Here is a 15,397-nt window from a genome sequence, read left to right on the forward strand (position 1 = left end):
TTTCGCGGACCGAGTCACCGCGCCGGTCAGGCGGGCTCGTCCTCGATCCGGTCGCGGTTGGCCTCGATCAGGCCGGCGTACCACTCGAACGACCGCTTCGGCGTGCGCTGCTGGGTCTCGCGGTCGACGTGCACCAGGCCGTACGGCGCCGTGTACCCGCGTCGCCACTCCCAGGCATCGAGGAGCGTCCAGACGTAGAGCCCGCGCACGTCGACGCCCCGCCGTACGGCGGCCGCGACGGCCTCCACGTGCGCGGCGAGCCACTCGATCCGCTGCTGGTCGTCGACGACGCCCGTCTCGTCGGGCGTGTCGACGTACGCCGCGCCGCACTCGGTGATGACGAGCGGCGGCAGGCCCGCGCGGTAGCGGGCGCGGGTCATGATCAGCCACTCCCGCAGCGCCTCGGGCACGACCGCCCAGCCCGCGTCGGTGCTCGGCCGGCCGAGCACCTCCATGAACCGGAACGGGCTGTCGGCGTTCTCGTCGGTCGTGGCCGCCACCCGCAGCGGGCTGTAGTAGCTGACGCCGTAGAAGTCGAGCGGCTGGCGGATCGTCGCGAGGTCGCCGGGCTGCACGTACTGGTCCATGACCTCGGCGACGTCCTCGGGATAGCGGCCGAAGATCATCGGCTCGAGGAACATCCCGTTCCAGAGCTGGTCGAAGAGCTTCGTCACGCCGACGTCGGCCTCGTCGTCGCTCGCCGGCCACATCGGCGAGTGGTTGTTGGAGCACCCGACCTCCGCCGCGCCGAGGCGCCGCAGCTCGATCGCGGCGCGGCCGTGCGCGAGCAGCAGGTGGTGAGCCGCTGGGAGGCAGTCGAAGAGGAGGTGCTGGCCCGGGGCGTGCTCCCCGATGCCGTAGCCGCGCATCGCGACCACGCTCGGCTCGGTGATCGGGATCCACTGGTGGACCCGGTCGGCGAGCCGCTCGCCCACGACCGCGGTGTACTCGGCGAACGCGTCGACCGTCGACCGGTTGAGCCAGCCGCCGTCGTCCTGCAGCGCCTGCGGGAGGTCCCAGTGGTAGAGCGAGACCACCGGCTCGATGCCGGCGGTGAGCAGCCGGTCGACGAGGCGGTCGTAGTGGTCGAGGCCGCGCTGGTTGACCTCGCCGCGCCCGGTCGGCAGCACGCGCGGCCACGCGATCGAGAACTGGTAGCCCGGCGCGCCCAGCCGCGCGAGCAGCGCGACGTCCTCCTCCACGCGGTGGTAGTGGTCGGCCGCCGTGCTCGCGTCGGTGCCGTCGTCGATGGCGCCGGGCAGGGCCGCGAAGGCGTCCCAGATGCTCGGGCCGCGCCCGTCCTCGACGGTCGCGCCCTCGATCGGGTACGCCGCCGTGGAGACGCCGAAGCGGAAGCCCCCAGGCAGCCTTGGGTACGGCGCCGGACCCGGCGCGTCGGAGGCCACGGCACAATCCTGCCTGTGACGGTGAAGGTTCGCAGATCAAACGCCCGATTCCTGGACCGGAACCCCGGTCTCCTGACGCGGCACGCCTTCGCTTTCGGGGCGCACTACGACCCCGAGTGGGCGTCGTTCGGTCCGATGGTCTGCCACGACGACCACCTCCTCGGCACCGGCCGGGGCTTCGACGAGCACCCGCACAGCGGGCTGGAGATCGTGACGACCGTGCTTTCCGGCGAGCTGGTGCACACCGACTCGACCGGCACCGAGCGCACCCTGGGCGCCGGCGAGGTGGCCGTGCTGTCGGCCGGCGCGGGCGTTCGGCACTCCGAGATGGCGTCGACCGCCGGGCCGGCGCGATTCGTGCAGGTCTGGCTCACGCCGGACGACGCCGAGCGCGATCCCGCCTACGCGTCCGCTGCTGTCGATGCGGCGCCGGGCGCGGGCCTGGTGCCGGTGGCCGGCGCTGACGGCCCGCTCCCGGTCGGCGTCGCCGGCGCTGCGTACGCCGTCGCCCGGCTCGATGCGGGCGAGACGCTCACCCTGCCGGCGGCCCCGCGCCTCCACGTGTACGTCGCCTCCGGTGCCCTGCTCCGCTCCTCGCTGGCCGAGCCGCTGCACGACGGCGACGCGTTCCTCATGACCGACGAGCCCGCGCACGAGGTCGCGGCCGGCGTACCCACCGACCTGCTGGTGTGGTCCCTCCCCTGACGCCGAGTTGTAGGTGATGGCGCGCCCAGTTGGAGGTGATGGTCATTCGACCTGTCCTGCGGCGGCGACGTACGACGCCGCTCTCACCCCGAGGCACATCTCGACCCGCCATCACTCACAACTCGGCGGACCACCACTCGCGACTCGGCGGTCAGGCGAGCATGCGGACGGCGCCGGGGCGGAGCTCGACGGTGAGCGGGTCGGCGGCCGTGCCGAGGGAGCCGAGCGGCTCGCCGTCGGCGCCGGCGGGGACCGCGCTGCCGTCGTCGTAGGTGCCGCTGATCGTGACCCGCCGGCCGCGGAGCACGGTCACCTCGTCGAGGGCGACGTGGCTGCCGTCGTAGGCCTTGGGCAGCGACCTGATGAGGTCGAGGCGTCCGGCCGCCTCGATGACGACCACGTCGAGCGCGCCGTCGTCGACCACGGCCGACGGCGCGATGTGGACGCCCTTGCCGTAATAGCCGGAGTTGGCCACCACGACACACGCGGCGCGGTGCTGCGAGTGCTGCACACCGTCGTCACCCTCGAGCGTGACGGCGAGGTCGAAGGGGCGGTACGTCGCCAACGCGCGCACCGTGGCGACCGGGTACTGGAGCTTCGACGGCAGCCAGTGTGACCGGTTGACCAGCTCGCCGGCGCGCGCGTCGACCCCGCAGTAGACCGAGCCCGCCACCAGCACCTCCGCGCCGCCGGTCACCGCGAGCAGGTCGATCGGCCGCGGCTCGCCTGTCTCGAGCAACCGCACCTGAGCGTCGGCATCGGCCGGCAGGTCGAGCTGGCGCACGAAGTCGTTGCCCCGCCCCGCGGGCAGCACCGCGAGCACGCCGCCGGCCCGGGCGACCTCGCCCGCGACCGACGACAGCATCCCGTCGCCACCGACGGCGACCACGACCGAGCCCGCCGCGACGGCCGCCTTCACGAGCGGGGGTACGTCGGCCGCCGAGCTCGTGTAGGTCACCTCGACCGCGGCACCGGCCTCCCGGAGCCGCCGGGCGACCGGCACGACGACCCGCGGCGCCGTACCTCCGCCGGACGTGGGGTTGACCAGGAAGCTGTAGGACCGCGTCACGGGATCAGCACCCCGGGGTTCAGCACGCCCTGCGGGTCGAGGGCGGCCTTGACCGCCCGCAGCGCCGCGACGCCCACCTCGCCGATCTCGGCGGCCAGGTAGGGCTTGTGGTCGGTGCCGACGGCGTGGTGGTGGCTGATCGCCGCGCCGCACGCGACGATCGCCTCGCACGCGGCCGCCTTGGCGGGCAGCCACCGCTCGAGCGGCTGCTCGCCGCCCTCGGTCGCGACCGTGAAGTAGAGGGAGCAGCCGGTCGCGTAGACGTGGGAGATGTGGCAGAGCACCAGCGTGCCCTCGCCGAGCGTCTCGGTGAGCGCCGCGGACACGGCACGGTAGAGCTCGTCGCGCTTGGACCAGAACGTCGCGGTCTCCAGCGTCTCCACCAGCACGCCGACGTCGAGCAGCGAGTCGCGGAGGTACGGCGCCGCGAACCTGCCCTCCGACCAGGACTCGCCGGGCTCGGGACCGAGCGCGGTGCCGCCGAGCTTCTCGAGCGCGGCGGTGACCGCCGCCTGCTTGGCCGCGACGGCCTCGGGCGTGCCCTCGTAGCCGGCGATCATCAGGCAGCCGCCGGAGGCAACGGATCCCGCGGAGCCCTCGCCGCCGATCGCGTCGGGGCGGGCGAGGTTGATCGCGGTCTCGTTCTCGTCGGAGAGCCGGAGCACGGTGGGCAGCAGGTCGGACTGCGCGAGCGCCCGCATCGCGTCGGCGCCGGCGGCGAACGACGGCCAGTGCCAGCCCTCGTAGACCTTGACCTCCGGCAGCGGTCGGACCCGCACGGTCACCTCGGTGATGACGCCGAACGCGCCCTCCGAGCCGAGGAACAGCTCGCGCAGGTCGGGGCCGGACGCGTTTGCCGGCGAGGAGCCGAGCCGCACGTCCCCGCTGGGGGTGGCGACGCGCAGCCCGACGACCATCGAGTCGAACCGGCCGTAGCCGGCGCTCGACTGGCCGCTCGACCGGGTCACGGCGAAGCCGCCGATCGACGCGAACTCGAACGACTGCGGGTAGTGGCCCAGCATCAGGCCCTGCTCGGCGAGCAGCGCCTCGGCCTCGGGGCCGCGGAGGCCCGGCTCGAGGACGGCGGTCGACGAGACCGGGTCGACCGACAGCAGGCGACGCATGCCGCCGAGGTCGAGTGACACGACGCCGGCGAAGCCCGCCCGGTCGACGGCCAGGCCGCCGGTGACCGCGGTGCCGCCGCCGAACGGGGTCACCGCCACCCGGTGCTCGGCCGCCCAGCCGAGGAGCGCCTGCACCTCGTCGTGCCCACGGGGGCGGACCACGACGTCCGGGGCGTCGGACAGGTCGCCGGCGCGCTGGCGCAGCAGGTCGGGCGTCGACTTGCCGCGGGTGCGCACCCGCCGTATTTCGTCGTCGACGATCACCTGCTCCTCGCCGAGGAGGGAGCGGAGGGAGTCGAGCAGCTCGGCGGCCAGCGCCGGCGCGGGCACCGTCACGTCCTCGCGCGCCGGGGTGTCGCCGAGCGGGAACACCATGCCGACGAGGCCGCGGACGCTGTCCGGGAGCGGGCCCGCCTCGGCCGGGTCGCCCCACCGGGTGGCGGGCATCTCGGGCTGGCGGCGGTCGGTGCTGAGCTCGGTCATGTGTTACAGTGTGACACATGACGTCACTTCGTCACAAGCCGGAGCCGGACCGCAGCCCGCGCGACGCCTACCTCGACGCGGCGCGCGCCTGCATCCTCGACGTCGGCTGGCGCCGCACGACGCTCACCGAGGTCGCCCGCCGCGCGGGCGTCTCGCGGATGACGATCTACCGCACGTGGGCCGACATGCCGCGCCTGCTCGCCGACCTGATGACCCGTGAGTGGGGCGAGCTCGTCGCCGAGACCACCAGCGCCGACGACGGCACCGTGCCCGGCCCCGAGCAGGTGGCCGACGCCCTGGTCCGCGCGGTGAAGGCGCTGCGCGACAACGAGCTGTTCGTGCGGATCGTCGAGCTCGACCCCGAGCTGATCCTCCCCTACCTGCTGTCCCGCCGCGGTCGGTCGCAGGACCTCGTGCTCGAGGTGCTGGTCGCCGCGATCCTCGCCGGCCAGGACGCCGGCAGCGTCCGAGCCGGCGACGCGCAGACCATCGCGCGCACGCTGCTGCTCGCGGTCCACGGGTTCGTGCTGTCGGCCCAGACGATGGTCGACGACGCCGTGACCGAGCAGGCGCTCGAGGCCGAGCTGCACCGCCTGGTCGTGGAGGTGCTCGCCCCGTGACCCCGACCCGCATCACGCCCGGCCTGGCCGGCGCGCCGTCCGACGTCGACCTCGTCGTCGTCGGCCTCGGCGTCACCGGCGCAGGCGTCGCGCTCGACGCGGCGACCCGCGGCCTCCGGGTGCTCGCGGTGGACGCCCACGACCTGGCCTTCGGTACGTCGCGCTTCTCGTCCAAGCTGGTGCACGGCGGCCTGCGCTACCTCGCCAGCGGCCACGTCGGCATCGCCCACGAGAGCGCGGTCGAGCGCGGCATCCTGATGGAGACCACGGCCCCCCACCTCACCCGCTCGATGGCGACGCTCATCCCGCTCTCGGCCTCGGTCGACCGGCTGCACGCCACCATCGCCCGCGGCGGTCTCTTCGCCGGCGACCTGCTGCGCCGCGCCGCCCGCACGAGCGAGGGCACCCTCCCCCGGCCCCGGCGGATCGACCGCGGCGACACGCTGCGCTACGCCCCGCCGCTGCGCCACGACGGCCTGCGCGGCGGACTGCTCGGCTGGGACGGCCAGCTCGAGGACGACGCCCGCCTCGTCACCACCATCGCCCGGACCGCCGCCCAGCACGGCGCCGCCGTCCACACCCGCGCCCGGGTCCTGTCCGCGACCGGCACGCTCGTGACCCTCCGCGACGAGCTGACCGGCGCCGTACGCGACGTCCGGACCCGCATGGTCGTCAACGCCGCCGGCGTCTGGGCCGGCGACCTGGTCGACGAGATCAAGCTGCGCCCGTCGCGCGGCACCCACCTGGTGCTCCGCGCCGACACGCTCCCGGGCCTCGGGGCGGCGGTGTTCGCGCCGATCCCCGGCGAGTCCAACCGCTTCGTGCTCGTGCTGCCCCAGCCCGACGGCACGATCTACGTCGGCCTCACCGACGAGCCCGTCGAGGGACCGATCCCCGACGTGGCCGTGCCGACCGAGGTCGAGATCGGCTTCCTCCTCGACGTCGTGTCCGCGTCGTTCGAGCGACCGCTGCGCCGCTCCGACGTCGTCGGCGCGTACGCCGGGCTCCGGCCGCTGCTCGACAGCGGCGACGACCACACCGCCGACCTCTCCCGCAAGCACGCCACCGTCGTCAGCCGCACCGGGGTCGTCACCATCGTCGGCGGCAAGCTGACGACGTACCGCCAGATGGCCGAGGACGCCGTCGACGCCGCGGTCGCCCGTGCCGGCCTCGCCGCCGGCGCGTGCGTGACCCGCACCCTCCCGCTCTCCGGCGCGGCGCCCCGCGCCGAGCTCACCGCCCTCGCCGCCGCCGACGGCCGCCCCGGCTTCGCCCGGCTGGTCCGCAGGTACGGCGTCGACGCCGCCCTCGTCCTGGGTTCCGCAGCCGCCGCGACCGGCCTGTCCGACGCCGCGCTGCTCGCGCCGGCCGGCGACACCGTCCCGGTCACCCTCGCCGAGCTCGTCTTCGGCATCACCCACGAGGGCGCCCACGACATCGACGACCTCCTCGACCGGCGCACCCGGGTCGGCCTTGTCCCGCTCGATAGGACCGTTGCCGAGCCGCTGGCGCGACGGGCCCTGGAGCTCGTGGGGGCCTCTGCCTGAGCTTGATTTGTTGGATCGTGGCGGTCCTGGGTGCGGTCCGGCCCGGGCCCGGCGCTGCTTCCCGGCTTGCTCGCTCCTCCGCGTCCGACGCTCTCGGGCTGGGCGCCGCTTCGGCTGGGGCGTCGGCGCGTCGTCGCGAAATCGCCGGGAAGCAACCCCGTTCCCGGACCGCACCGCTGCGCGTGACCGTCACGGTCGCCGGTGGGATGGGACCGCAGACCAATCAGATACGAACCCGCATGGCCACCGGTTGATCCCCACCCCGCGACCTTGGTGGGGTGCGGCCGGGCGACGGGTGCGGCTCCCGGCGATTTCGCGACGACGCGCCGGCGCCCCGCACTGAGCGGCGCGCAACCACAGAGCGCCGTCGCGCGGCGGAGCGAGCAAGCCGGGAGCCGCGGCCGGCGCCCGGACGCGCCCCGACACGACCGGGACCACCCCATCTCGACACGGGCAGCGCCCGGCGTCCGGCCGCACCCCGACACGATCCCGACCCGACACAAATCCCATGAATCCGGCCCCGATGAATTTCCGGGTCGACGCGAGTCGACCTCTGAGGCAGACTCGACAACCCTGGGGAGCGAGCAATGGGGACGGCAGTGACCGACACCGAGCAGGCAACCACGACGCCGGACGAGCTGGCGGACTTCGACGCCCTCACCGGGCGCTACCAGCGTGAGCTGATGGCTCACTGCTACCGGATGAGCGGGTCGGTGCACGAGGCCGAGGACCTCGTGCAGGAGACGTTCCTGCGGGCGTGGAAGGCGTCGGCGAGCTTCCAGGGCCGCAGCTCGGTCCGCACGTGGCTCTACAAGATCGCGACCAACGTGTGCCTGACCAACCTCGAGGGCCGTCCGCGCAGGCCGCTCCCGGCCGGGCTCGGCACCGCCGACTCGCTCGCCGGCGACGCGCTCGAGCAGGACGCCGAGGTGCCGTGGCTGGAGCCGATCCCCGACGCGGCCGTCGAGGTCGCCGAGCGCGACACGATCCGGCTCGCGTTCGTCGCCGCGCTCCAGCACCTGCCGGCCCGCCAGCGCGCCGTCCTCATCCTGCGCGACGTGCTCCGCTGGACGGCCGCCGAGACGGCCACCGCGCTCGACACGACCACCGCGGCGGTCAACTCCGCGCTCCAGCGCGCGCACGCCCAGCTCGGCGAGCGCGGCCTGACCCCCGACACCGTGAGCCCCGAGCTGACCGTCGAGCAGCGCGCCCTGCTCGACGCCTACCTCGAGGCGTTCTGGGCCAAGGACATCGACCGCATCGTCAAGCTGCTCACCTACGACGCCACGTGGGACATGCCGCCGTTCCTCAACCACTACCGCGGTGCCGCCACCATCGGCGAGCTGATCGGCTCCAAGTGCCCCGGCGGCGTCGAGGACATGCCGATGATCGCGACGATGGCCAACGGGCAGCCGGCGTTCGGGCTCTACATGCGTCAGCGCGACGGCCACTTCGTGCCGTTCCACGTGCAGGTGCTCGAGCTCGACGGCGACCGCGCCGCCGTACGCCACGTCACGGCGTTCTTCGGCGCCGAGCACTTCACCCGGCTCGGCCTGCCCGACCGGCTGCCGGCCGACTACCGGCCGTTGCCCGCGGCGAGCTGAGCGTCGTGACCGCACTCCCCGGCCCCACGGCGGACCCGGGGGTCGACCTGCTCCAGCGCGCGCTCGACTACACACGGGGTGCGCTGGCCTCGGTGCGCCCCGAGCACCTGTGCCACCCGACGCCCTGCGACCTGTGGCGGCTCGGCGACCTGCTCGCGCACATGGAGGACGCGCTCGACGCGTTCTCCGAGGGCGCCGACGGCGCCATCGGCCTGCACAGCGCCGCGCCGGCGCCGCTCGCGCAGCGGCTCGACGCCATCCGCCTCAAGGCGTGCCACCTGCTCGGCGCCTGGGCGAGCGCCACCACGCCGATCGTGCTGGTCGGCGGGCGGCCGATGCCGGTCGGCACGATCGCCCGGCTCGCGGCGGTCGAGATCACGGTCCACGGGTGGGACGTGCACCAGGCGACCGGCTCCGCCGTACCGGTTCCCGCTCCGTTCGCCGAGGCCCTGATGCCGACGGCGCTCGCGATCGCGCTCGAGCAGGACGGGGAGTTCGGGCCGCCGGTCCCGGTGCCCGACGGCGCCGGGCCCGCCCGCCGGCTGCTGGCGCTGCTCGGCCGCGCGGCCTGAAGCCAGGGCGGGTTGCACGGCGCACCTGCGGTCCTAGACTCGCGCCCATGCCTGAGGAGACCCTGCAGCACAGGCGTCGCCGGATGCTCGGCCGCGACCCCGACGAGGGGCACCGCGCAGCAACACCGCTCGAGCTCCTCTTCGACCTGACCTTCGTCGTTGCCTTCGGGACGGCCGCCAACTCGCTCTCCCACGCGCTGGTCGAGGACCACGTCGTCGCCGGGATCGTCGGCTTCGCGTTCGCCACGTTCGGCATCTCGTGGGCGTGGATCAACTTCACGTGGTTCGCGTCGGCGTACGACACCGACGACTGGATCTACCGCCTCACCACGATGCTGCAGATGGTCGGCGTGCTGGTCTTCGCGTTCGGCCTCCCGCCGATGTTCGAGTCGATCCACCACGGCGACACCCTCGACAACGACGTGATGGTCTGGGGCTACGTCGTGATGCGCGTGGCCATGCTCGCCCAGTGGTGGCGCGCGTCGCGCCACGACGCAGGCCGGCGCCAGGTGCACGCCGTGTACGGCGTCTCGATCGTCGCGTCCCAGGTCCTGTGGTGCGTGCTCGCTATCGTCGACCTCCCCGTGACCACGACGTTCGTCGCGATGATGGTGCCGTTCCTGATCGAGGTCTCCGGGCCGTACGTCGCCGAGCGCCGGTACGGCGGGCCGCCGTGGCACCCCCACCACATCGCCGAGCGCTACGGGCTGATGGTGATCATCGCGCTCGGCGAGGGGATGATCGGCACGATGGCGGCGCTGACGCCGTTCACCGAGGACGGGCTCACGCTCGAGGTCGCGTTGCTCGCGCTTGCCGGCACGGCGTTGACGTTCGGGATGTGGTGGACCTACTTCGTGCTGCCGCACGCCGAGATCCTCACCTACCGACGGCAGCGGTCGTTCGTGTGGGGCTACGGCCACATGCCCCTGTTCGGCGCGATCGTCGCGGTCGGGGCGGGTCTCCATGCGGCCGCCTACTACGTCGACCACCACAGCGACCTCACCCGGGTGGCCACCGTCCTGACGGTGGCGGTCCCGCTCGGCATCTACACGCTGGGGCTGTACCTGTTCTACGCGCTGATCAGCTGGAGCGCCGACCCGTTCCACCTGCTGCTGATGGCGGTCACGGTCGTGCTCCTGGTCGCGCCGGTCTTGATGGCGGCCAGCGGCGCCGGTCTCATCACGTGCCTGCTGGTGCTCTCGCTCACGCCGTGGGTGACGGTGCTCGGCTACGAAACGGTCGGCCACCGCCACAACGCCGAGGTGCTGGCGGCGCTGCGCAGCTAGCCCGGGGCCGCCAGCACGTGGGTCAGTCGGCGAGCGGGTGGGCGAGCTCGTCGGCGGGCAGCTTGGCCCACACCACCGCCACCACGGCGGCGACCACCGGGACCAGCGCCGCGATCGCGAACGTTGTCCCGAGGCCCAGCCACTCCGAGACCGGGCCCGACAGCGCCATCGAGACCGGCATCAGGCTGATCGACACGAAGAAGTCGAGCGAGGCCACCCGGCCGAGCAGCGCGGGCGGCACCCGCCGCTGGAGCAGCGTGCCCCAGATGACCATCGGCGCCGAGAACAGCGCGCCCATCACGAACGCCGCGGCAGCGACCTGCCACACCTCGGTCGCGAACCCGACGACGAGGAACGGCAGGCAGCCGACTCCCCACAGCAGGTTCATCCAGGTGAGGTAGCGCCGCGGCATCCGGAGCGAGGCCATCACCATCGACCCGACCGCGCCGCCGATGCCGAACATCGCCATCACCAGGGCGTGGTCGCCCGGACCACCGCCCAGCTCGTCCTTGATCAGGAACGGCACGAGCACCTCGAGCGGGCCCATCATCACCAGGATCATCACCGAGGCGAAGAGCAGCGTGGCCAGCAGCCAGGGCGTGCGCACCATGTAGACGAAGCCCTCGCGCATGTCGGCCAGCGCGGTCGCGACGGCATGGGCGGCGCCGCCCGGCCCGGGCTCCGCCAGCTCACGGCGTACGGCGGTGAGCGGCACCAACGTCAGGACCAGGAGGCCGAGCAGGTTGGCCCCGGCCGCGATCGACAGCGCCGCCGACGACGACGCCGCGCCGACGACCAGGCCCGCGGCGCCGGGCCCCAGCGCCTGCCCGACGGTCGGGCGCACCATGCCCTCGAAGCCGTTGACCGCCATCAGGTCGGACTCGGGCACGAGCGCCGGCAGCCACGCCGAGTAGGCGGGGTAGTAGAACGCCATCGCCATGCCGGTCACGAACGACACCGCCGCCAGGTGCCAGACCTGGGTGAGGTCGGCCCACGACAGCGCGGCGACCAGCGCCATGCCGACGATCTCGACGCCGGCGACGGCCATCAGGATCAGCTTCTGGGGGATCCGGTCGGCGACCACGCCGCCGAGCAGGGCGGGCAGCAGCACGCCGACCGCGCTCGCGGTCGAGACGATCGAGAGCTGCGCGGGGCCGCCGCCGATGCGGATGACCTCCCACACCAGCGCCACGATCCACACGCCGCTGCCGAACGAGGTCAGCACCAGGGCGCTGCCGAGCCGGCGGTAGGCGGAGTGGCGGAACGGCGTCAGCGCGCGCGGGAGACGACGGCCCGAGGGCGCCGGCGGGGGCGCGTCGTTGCCGAGGGGATCGGTGGTCAGCTGGTCGGTCATGGGGTCCTCACAGTCTGGGGGTGAGGACCGACATCGGCCACCCGATTCATCGCGCGGCAGCGTGCGACGTGACGAGCACGACCTTGCCGAGGGCGCGCCGGCCCTCGAGGTCGTCGTGGGCGCGGGCAGCGTCGGCCAGCGGGTACGCCGTCACGAGTGGCTCCCACTCCCCTGCCGCGACCCGGGCGAGCGCGCGGGCGGCGAGGCCGGGGATGCCGCCGGGCAGCCGCTGCATCCGCGGGCCGAGGGACCAGCCGGCGCTGATGCCGCGGCTCACCAGGTCGTCGGTCGTCAGCCGGGTGGCGGCGCCGGAGGAGTAGCCGAACATCACCAGCCGGCCGCCGGGCGCGAGCAGCTCCAGCGCCGTACGGCCGACGGCACCGCCGACACCGTCGTAGACCAGCGTCACGCCGCCGTCGTACGACGCCCGCACCTTCTCGTCCCAGCCCGGGGCGCCGTAGTCGACGACCAGGTCGGCGCCGAGGCCGTCGAGCGCGGCGGCGCGGTCGGGCGAGCCCGCCGCGGCGACGACCTGTGCCCCCACGCGCCGGGCGGACTGGGCGAGCAGCCAGCCGAGGCCGCCGGCAGCGGACGGCACCAGCACGACGTCGTCGCTGGTGGGCGGGTCCAGCTCGAGGATGCCCTGGGCGGTCCGGCCGGTGCCGATGGCGGCCACGGCGGCGGCCGGGTCCACGCCATCGGGCACCGCGTGCAGCAGGCCGGTGTCGCAGACCGCCTGCTCGGCGTACCCGCCGGGGACCATCCCGAGGTGGGCCACGACCCGGCGTCCGAGCCACTCGTCAGGCACACCGGCGCCGACCCGGTCGACGACGCCGGCGACCTCGCGGCCCGGGATCGTGGGCAGCGGGAGGGCTGGGAACGGCCCCGGCTCGCCCTTGCGGAGGGTGGTGTCGAGGAGGTGGACGCCCGCGGCCTCCACCGCGATCCGGACCTCGCCCGGACCGGGATCGAGGTCGGGCAGCTCCTCGAGTCGGAGGTTGTCGGCGGGACCGTGCTCGTGCAGTCGGATGGCGTGCATGGGACAAGCAGACAACCTCAAGTGAAGTTGAGGTCAAGCGGGCGCCCAGCAGTCCTGGCGACCCCCGGTTTGGGGCGGTGTCGCGGGGATACGATCACGTCACCCCGCCCCGCTTCCCCGGAGAGCCCGTGACCGTCTTCCTCGCCCTCGGCATCGCCGGACTCGTCCTGGTGCTCGTGTCCCTGGTCGCCGGCGACGTCCTCGACGGCGCGCTCGACGCGCTCGAGGCCGACTGGATCGGGAGCGCCGCGATCGGCGGGTTCGTCTCCGCGTTCGGCTTCGGTGGCGCCGCTGCCGATGCGGCGGACGCGCCCTGGCCGGTGTCCGTCGCCGTGGCACTCGGCGCCGGCCTCCTGGTCGGCTGGTTCGCCTGGTGGCTCACGCGCCTGGTCAAGGAGGGCCCCAGCGACGGCACGATCTCGATCAGCGACACCGTCGGCCAGGTCGGCAAGGTCGTCACGGCGATCCCCGGTGACGGCTACGGCGTCATCCGCGTCGTCGTCGGCGGGCACACCGTCACCTACAACGCCCGCGCGAACACGCCCATCGAGGCCGGTGACGAGGTCAACGTCATCGGCGTCGTGTCCCCCACGGCGGTCAACGTCGCCGCGGTGTGGAAGTCCCCGAGCTAACGCCCCCCTCACCGAACGCCAGAGAAGGCCAGAAGAAGGATCGTCATGGAACTGCTGCTTCCCATCGCCGGGATCGTCGTACTCCTCGTGCTGCTGGTGCTGCTCATCACCAGCCGCTACAAGGTCGCCGGCCCCAACCAGGCGTTCATCGTCACCGGCCGCAAGGGCAAGGCCGTGGTCAACCCGGAGACCGGTGAGCTCACGACCGACCTGTCCGGCCAGAAGGTTGTGCTCGGTGGCGGCGTCTTCGTCATCCCGTTCGTGCAGAAGCTGGCCACCCTCGACCTGTCGAGCCGCCGGATCTCGGTGCAGATCCGCGGGGCCGTCTCCGGCCAGGGCATCAAGCTCAACCTCGACGGTGTGGCGATCGTGAAGGTGGGCGGCAACGCCGACCAGATCCGCCTCGCCGCCCAGCGGTTCCTCGCCCAGCAGGCCGAGATCGAGTCGTTCACCCAGGAGGTGCTCGCCGGTGCGCTGCGCTCCATCGTCGGCGGCCTGACCGTCGAGCAGATCATCCGCGACCGGGCGGCGTTCGCCCAGCGGGTGGCCGACGAGTCCGAGTCGTCGCTGACCGGCCAAGGCCTGATCCTCGACGCCTTCCAGATCCAGGACGTCACCGACGACGGCACCTACCTCGCCGACCTCGGTCGTCCCGAGGCAGCGCGCGCCAGCCAGGAGGCGCGGATCGCGGAGGCCAACGCCCGCCGCGCCGCCGAGCAGGCGCAGATCGCGGCCGAGCAGGAGATCGCGGTCTCCCAGCGCACGCTCGCGCTCAAGCAGGCCGAGATCAAGGCCGAGACCGACGCCGCTGCCGCCCAGGCCGCGGCGGCCGGCCCGCTCGCCCAGGCCGACCGGGACCAGGCGATCCTGACCGAGCAGGAGAAGGTCGCCGTCCGCAAGGCCGCGCTGACCGAGCGCGAGCTCGAGACCCAGGTCCGCAAGCCGGCCGACGCCGAGCGCTACCGCGTCGAGCAGGAGGCGGAGGCACGCCGTACGGCGGAGATCGCGGCCGCCGAGGCGCGCAAGGCGTCGACGATCGCGGCCGCCGAGGCCAACGCGGAGGAGCAGCGGCTCACCGGTGAGGCCGAGAAGGCCCGGCGCGCGGCGCTCGCCGAGGCCGAGGCGATCGAGGGCGCCAAGCGCGGTGAGGCCGAGAAGGCCCGCCGTGTCGCCGAGGCCGACGCGACCCGCGCGGAGGGTGAGGCCCAGGCGGCCGCCACGCTGGCCGTGGGCCAGGCCGAGGCGGAGGCGATGGACAAGCGCGCCGAGGCGTTCGCGCACTACAACGACGCCGCGGTGCTCCAGATGCTCATCGAGGTGCTCCCGCAGATCGCGAAGGAGGTCGCGGCGCCCATCGCGTCGATCGACCAGCTCACGGTGCTGTCGACCGACGGCGCCGGCGCGCTGCCCAAGCAGGTCACCGACAACGTCGCGCAGACCCTCCAGATGCTCAAGACGGCGACCGGGGTCGACGTCGAGGCGATGCTGCACAAGTCGGTCTCCCGCGCCTCGAACGGGGTCACGGAGATCGTCCCCGCCGAGGACGACCCGGCCTGAGCCGGATCGGGTCGGGATTTCTCCGGGGATCCTTGCCGAGGGTGCCCACCCCCTTGCTATCCTGAGCGCGTCGTTTTACTTCGGAGGGAGCACCGATAGCCCACCGTCATGGTGGGCAGTAGACGACAGAGCCCCCGGTTGATGGACCCCATGCCGTCCCGGGGGCTCGCTCATTTGGGACTGGTCGGCGCCAGGCCGACGATCGACCGCTCGTCCGGGGGCTCCGCAGGCTCCGCCCCGGACTTCGCGGCCGATGCCGCTTCGCGGCCGGCCGGCCTGCTCCGCCCCGCAGTCGAGGCAGGCTCGGTGCCAGCGCCGCTGGCGGCAAGACCGGCTTGCTCGGCCTGCGGGGCTCGGCCTGCGGGGCTCGGCCTGCGGGAGTCCGCCTGCCGGGCGGCT

General features: G+C 73.7%; 13 protein-coding genes. 8 read left to right on the plus strand and 5 right to left on the minus strand.

Annotated elements, in window-relative coordinates:
• Positions 1 to 26: 26 nt before the first annotated feature.
• Positions 27 to 1,406 (minus strand): GH1 family beta-glucosidase, encoded by a 1,380-nt coding sequence (locus HNR19_RS20880; protein WP_179669750.1) that lies wholly within the window; start codon positions 1,404 to 1,406, stop codon positions 27 to 29.
• A gap of 15 nt (positions 1,407 to 1,421) precedes the next feature.
• Here HNR19_RS20880 and HNR19_RS20885 point away from each other — a divergent pair, with 15 nt between their 5' ends.
• Positions 1,422 to 2,111, plus strand: coding sequence for a pirin family protein (locus HNR19_RS20885; protein WP_179669751.1), 690 nt, complete (start codon positions 1,422 to 1,424; stop codon positions 2,109 to 2,111).
• 151 nt (positions 2,112 to 2,262) lie between these two features.
• Here HNR19_RS20885 and HNR19_RS20890 read toward each other — a convergent pair whose 3' ends face one another.
• Positions 2,263 to 3,180, minus strand: coding sequence for a diacylglycerol kinase family protein (locus tag HNR19_RS20890; RefSeq protein WP_179669752.1), 918 nt, complete (start codon positions 3,178 to 3,180; stop codon positions 2,263 to 2,265).
• A complete protein-coding gene (locus tag HNR19_RS20895) occupies positions 3,177 to 4,787 on the minus strand; it encodes an FAD-binding oxidoreductase (protein ID WP_246303561.1) in 1,611 nt (536 codons plus the stop codon). The genes HNR19_RS20890 and HNR19_RS20895 overlap by 4 nt, the downstream gene beginning before the upstream one ends.
• Before the next feature lie 17 nt (positions 4,788 to 4,804).
• On the opposite strand from HNR19_RS20895, the gene HNR19_RS20900 reads away from it, so the two are divergent.
• From HNR19_RS20900 to HNR19_RS20920, 5 genes are all read left to right on the plus strand, one after another.
• Positions 4,805 to 5,407 carry a TetR/AcrR family transcriptional regulator gene (locus HNR19_RS20900; RefSeq protein WP_179669753.1) on the plus strand — a complete coding sequence of 201 codons (603 nt, stop codon included), beginning with the start codon at positions 4,805 to 4,807 and terminating at the stop codon, positions 5,405 to 5,407.
• Positions 5,404 to 6,954 carry an FAD-dependent oxidoreductase gene (locus HNR19_RS20905; protein ID WP_179669754.1) on the plus strand — a complete coding sequence of 517 codons (1,551 nt, stop codon included), beginning with the start codon at positions 5,404 to 5,406 and terminating at the stop codon, positions 6,952 to 6,954. Before HNR19_RS20900 ends, HNR19_RS20905 begins: the two co-directional genes overlap by 4 nt.
• Positions 6,955 to 7,541: 587 nt before the next feature.
• Positions 7,542 to 8,558: a sigma-70 family RNA polymerase sigma factor gene (locus HNR19_RS20910; protein WP_179669755.1), complete on the plus strand. Its 1,017-nt coding sequence runs from the start codon at positions 7,542 to 7,544 to the stop codon at positions 8,556 to 8,558.
• A 5-nt stretch (positions 8,559 to 8,563) separates the two neighbouring features.
• On the plus strand, positions 8,564 to 9,130 hold the full coding sequence (locus tag HNR19_RS20915) for a TIGR03086 family metal-binding protein (protein ID WP_179669756.1): 567 nt from the start codon (positions 8,564 to 8,566) through the stop codon (positions 9,128 to 9,130).
• A gap of 47 nt (positions 9,131 to 9,177) precedes the next feature.
• A complete protein-coding gene (locus tag HNR19_RS20920; RefSeq protein ID WP_179669757.1) occupies positions 9,178 to 10,416 on the plus strand; it encodes a low temperature requirement protein A in 1,239 nt (412 codons plus the stop codon).
• A gap of 22 nt (positions 10,417 to 10,438) precedes the next feature.
• Here HNR19_RS20920 and HNR19_RS20925 read toward each other — a convergent pair whose 3' ends face one another.
• On the minus strand, positions 10,439 to 11,770 hold the full coding sequence (locus HNR19_RS20925; protein ID WP_179669758.1) for an MFS transporter: 1,332 nt from the start codon (positions 11,768 to 11,770) through the stop codon (positions 10,439 to 10,441).
• Positions 11,771 to 11,816: 46 nt separating this feature from the next.
• Positions 11,817 to 12,809 carry a zinc-binding dehydrogenase gene (locus HNR19_RS20930; protein ID WP_179669759.1) on the minus strand — a complete coding sequence of 331 codons (993 nt, stop codon included), beginning with the start codon at positions 12,807 to 12,809 and terminating at the stop codon, positions 11,817 to 11,819.
• Between the two features lie 128 nt (positions 12,810 to 12,937).
• On the opposite strand from HNR19_RS20930, the gene HNR19_RS23340 reads away from it, so the two are divergent.
• A complete protein-coding gene (locus HNR19_RS23340; RefSeq protein ID WP_179669760.1) occupies positions 12,938 to 13,441 on the plus strand; it encodes an NfeD family protein in 504 nt (167 codons plus the stop codon).
• 45 nt (positions 13,442 to 13,486) lie between these two features.
• Positions 13,487 to 14,998 (plus strand): flotillin family protein, encoded by a 1,512-nt coding sequence (locus tag HNR19_RS20940; protein WP_179669761.1) that lies wholly within the window; start codon positions 13,487 to 13,489, stop codon positions 14,996 to 14,998.
• Positions 14,999 to 15,397 lie beyond the last annotated feature (399 nt).

It is taken from the genome of Nocardioides thalensis (genome assembly GCF_013410655.1).
GTDB lineage: Bacteria > Actinomycetota > Actinomycetes > Propionibacteriales > Nocardioidaceae > Nocardioides > Nocardioides thalensis.